4 protein-coding genes and 1 pseudogene are annotated in these 3,799 nt (G+C 42.0%); 4 read left to right on the top strand and 1 reads right to left on the bottom strand.

Translation table 11 applies throughout. The features are described 5' to 3' along the window. Nucleotides 1-741 (bottom strand): annotated as a pseudogene (gene dnaA, locus C1T29_RS00025) (chromosomal replication initiator protein DnaA); the annotation flags it as partial. Nucleotides 742-1,381: 640 nt separating this feature from the next. On the opposite strand from dnaA, the gene rpmH reads away from it, so the two are divergent. From rpmH to jag, 4 genes are all read left to right on the top strand, one after another. Further along, nucleotides 1,382-1,516 (top strand): 50S ribosomal protein L34, encoded by a 135-nt coding sequence (rpmH, locus tag C1T29_RS00020; RefSeq protein ID WP_003178075.1) that lies wholly within the window; start codon nucleotides 1,382-1,384, stop codon nucleotides 1,514-1,516. A gap of 84 nt (nucleotides 1,517-1,600) precedes the next feature. Continuing rightward, nucleotides 1,601-1,960, top strand: coding sequence for a ribonuclease P protein component (rnpA, locus tag C1T29_RS00015; protein WP_020453656.1), 360 nt, complete (start codon nucleotides 1,601-1,603; stop codon nucleotides 1,958-1,960). A gap of 165 nt (nucleotides 1,961-2,125) precedes the next feature. Beyond that, entirely contained in the window at nucleotides 2,126-2,926 is an 801-nt protein-coding gene (gene spoIIIJ, locus C1T29_RS00010) for a YidC family membrane integrase SpoIIIJ (RefSeq protein ID WP_208945708.1), read from the top strand. Then, nucleotides 2,923-3,546 carry an RNA-binding cell elongation regulator Jag/EloR gene (gene jag, locus C1T29_RS00005; protein WP_103749481.1) on the top strand — a complete coding sequence of 208 codons (624 nt, stop codon included), beginning with the start codon at nucleotides 2,923-2,925 and terminating at the stop codon, nucleotides 3,544-3,546. The genes spoIIIJ and jag overlap by 4 nt, the downstream gene beginning before the upstream one ends. The last annotated feature ends 253 nt before the right edge of the window (nucleotides 3,547-3,799 follow it).

Below are 3,799 nucleotides of genomic sequence, written 5' to 3'. Positions count from 1 at the left end.
GCTGGAAATGACGATCTGCTTTGTTTCTTCATGCAGCGTATTAAACGTATGGAAAAATTCCTCTTGCGTCTGTTCTTTTCCGGCTAAAAATTGAATATCATCTATCAAAAGAACGTCAACATTTCGATAGCGGTTGCGAAAATCGACAGCTTTATTGTCACGGATCGAGTTAATGAATTCATTTGTAAATTTCTCAGATGACAAATAAACCACTTTTGCAGATGGATTGTGATCGATGACATAGTGCCCGATCGCATGCATTAAGTGAGTCTTTCCAAGTCCGACTCCCCCATAAATAAACAGCGGATTGTAAGCTTTCGCCGGGGCTTCGGCCACTGCCAAAGACGCCGCATGGGCGAATCGGTTTCCTGAACCGATAACGAACGTATCGAATGTATATTTGGGGTTCAGCATGTTTTGCGGAAAATCAGCCGGTTCTTCTTTCGACATTTTTTTGATTGGAGACTTAGGCATAAAATCTTCTTCATTTTGATTCTGAGGAATGACAAATTTAATGCTCAATTCTTCTCCTGTCAGATCGTAGATCGTATCGGCGATCAGGTGCAGGTATCTTGATTCAAGCCAGTCTCTGGCGAACTCGTTCGGTGCGGTGATGATCAGCGTATCGCCCTGCAATGAATGGGCCTTTGTCGATTTCATCCATGTTTCAAAGCTGGGCTTGCTCAATTTTTTTTCGATCTGCCCCAAAGCTTGATTCCAAAGATCCGATATGTTTTTCATAATGGCGGTTCGTCCCTCCTTTACCAGCAATATTTGCTTGTCCAACCTGTTATAGAACACAAAAAAAGAGCAAATGGATGAGTCCATTCGTTAATGAAATGTTGAAAACATATAATATAGTAGAAAAACGTCTTTTCGACATTCTTCACAAGATGTGGACAAATTCCTGCACACCCTGTGAAAAAACTTTCCACAACTTATCCACAGTTTGTGGATAATGGATTGGCAGCCAATTTGTTATCAAGAGTTAAAACACAAATATAATATCAGAATAAGCGAGTGGTTGCAATGGTTGCGAGGAACTTATCCACACACTATACAAACTGTTGAAGAAATATTGTCCACAACGGTTAGTTTTGTGAAAATGTTGTCGATAATGACTGTGGATAGAAAAAACGAGGCGAAAGATATCCACATTGGCTTTTTTTTCGCTTCGTTCATCCCATTTTCCCGCTTCCAAAAAAATCTTTTAAGCTAAAATTGAGGAAAAGTGAAATTAGGCTTTCGAAGAAAATTGATATGTGTTATCCTATTATGGTGCAAAAAAGAAATGTGTGAGCGAAGTTGACAATGAACTGCTCATCCCAATATAATAAATTAGACTGTCTTTAACAGCTATTCCTCGAGGGAGGTGTCATACATGAAAAGAACATTTCAACCAAATAACCGTAAGCGCAGCAAAGTTCATGGCTTTCGCAGCCGTATGAGTTCTAAAAATGGACGTCTTGTATTAGCACGTCGTCGCCGCAAAGGAAGAAAAGTATTATCAGCTTAGGCCACTGAATAATGTCAGTGGTCTTTTTTACATAGAGGAATGACCAGGCCCATTTGCCAGCTTGTTATCGGAGTGAAAGAAGATATGAAAAAGCGAAATCGATTAAAGAAAAATGAAGATTTTCAAAAAGTATTTAAAAAAGGCAAATCGATGGCAAACCGGCAATATGTTTTATATGTGCTTCACCAGCCTGAGGCGAAAGAGTTTCGGGTGGGACTGTCGGTCAGCAAGAAAATCGGAAACGCAGTCGTGCGCAACCGGGTAAAGCGGCTGATTCGCCAGGTCATCCAGGAAGAGCGGGATCTATTAAAACAAGAAAATGACTACATTATCATCGCAAGAAAGCCTGCAGCTGAATTGTCATATGAAGAGACGAAAAAAAGTTTGCAGCACCTTTTCAGAAAGTCGTTTGTCTACCGGAAAAAACCGAATCAGCCATCATAGTCCGGGTTAAAAAGATGTTATGGCCCTCATTTTTAAGCGCTTCCTTTAGCTCCTGAAAAATGTCGTCGCCCATTCGGGGAGAAAGATGATAAAATACGAGAAAGTATGTCTTTTTAATGGTCATAACCGAATAACACCGGTTGAAGAATGAAGATTTAGGAGGAAATATTGTTGAAGAGGCGAATTTTATTATTGTTCAGTATGATCGGCGTTATCGTGCTGTTAGCTGGATGTACGGAAATCAACCAGCCGATCACTGCAGAAAGCGAAGGGTTTTGGAACACGTATATCGTATACCCGCTGTCACAACTGATCACGTATGTAGCAAATTTAACGAATGAAAACTTCGGACTCGCGATTATCATCGTCACGATCTTAATCAGACTTTTAATTTTGCCGCTGATGATCAAGCAGACGAAGAGTTCGAAAGCGATGCAGGCTCTCCAGCCTGAAATGCAAAAACTTCGCGAAAAATACAGTTCTAAAGATCAAAAAACGCAGCAGAAGCTTCAACAGGAAACGATGGCTCTCATGCAGAAGCACGGGGTTAACCCGCTTGCCGGATGTTTCCCGATCTTAATTCAAATGCCGATTTTAATCGGATTCTATCATGCCATTATGAGAACGCGGGAAATCGCAGAACACAGCTTTTTATGGTTTGACCTTGGGGAGCGTGATCCGTATTTCATTTTGCCGAGTCTCGCCGGTGTGTTCACATTCATTCAGCAAAAGCTGATGATGGCGGGAACAGCGCAACAAAATCCGCAGATGGCGATGATGCTTTGGCTGATGCCGATCATGATCGTTGTATTTGCGGTCAGTTTCCCGGCGGCTCTTTCCCTGTACTGGGTAGTCGGTAACTTATTCATGATTGCTCAAACCTTCTTTATCAAAGGGCCTGATTTAAAGGCAGAGAGGCAGGAAGCGGCAGCCGGAGGAAAAAAATCCGGAGGTAAGAAAAAGTGAAGGAACTGACTGCTACTGGACGTACCGTCGATGAAGCAGTGCAATCCGGGCTTGAACAGCTGGGCCTTCATGCAGATGATGTCGAAGTCGACGTAGTTGATGAAGGAAAAAAGGGATTATTCGGCATTTTCGGTCATCGGTCTGCAGTCGTGAACATTCGGGAAAAAAAAGACCCGGTTAAAGAAGCAAAACAGTATTTGGCAAATGTGATTTCGAATATGGGAATACAAGCCCAGGTGACGGCAGAAGAGGAGTCAAAACGAGTGGTTTTTCGGTTAAAAGGCGATAAAACAGCCCTTTTAATTGGAAAAAGAGGACAAACTTTAAATGCCCTTGAAACGCTGACGCAGCTCGTGCTCAATCGTCATTCCGACAGATATATCCAAGCGGTGGTTGACGCCGAGGGATACCGCGCAAAGCGGAAGGAAACACTCGCTCAGCTTGCATTGAAGCTTGCTGACCAGGCGGCCAGGCAGAAAAAAGACATTCATCTGGAGCCGATGCCTTCCAGTGAGCGCAAAGTCATCCATGATACGCTTGCGGGCTACTCGCAGCATATCGAAACTTATTCTACCGGAGAAGACCATAACCGGCACCTTGTCATCTCATATAAAAAATAACATGAAAACCGAAGTTCCCAAAATTGGGGCTTCGGTTTTTTGCCGTTGCAAAATCGATAAATGCAGACCAAATCGGTTTAAGCTTTAGTTTTTTCAGTGTAAGCTGTTGATGAAAATGAAATTTAATTGTTATTCACATGTGGATAAGTTAAAGTAAGTATTGATGGCTTAAAACGGTTGTGGATAACGGTTCAAGTCACTTCCACTTCAATTGAAACTATGATATCTTTAAATTTTGATTACTATAATAGTT

The sequence above is a fragment of the Bacillus sp. MBGLi79 genome, assembly GCF_002953915.1.
This window is presented reverse-complemented; position numbering and strand designations above follow the sequence as displayed.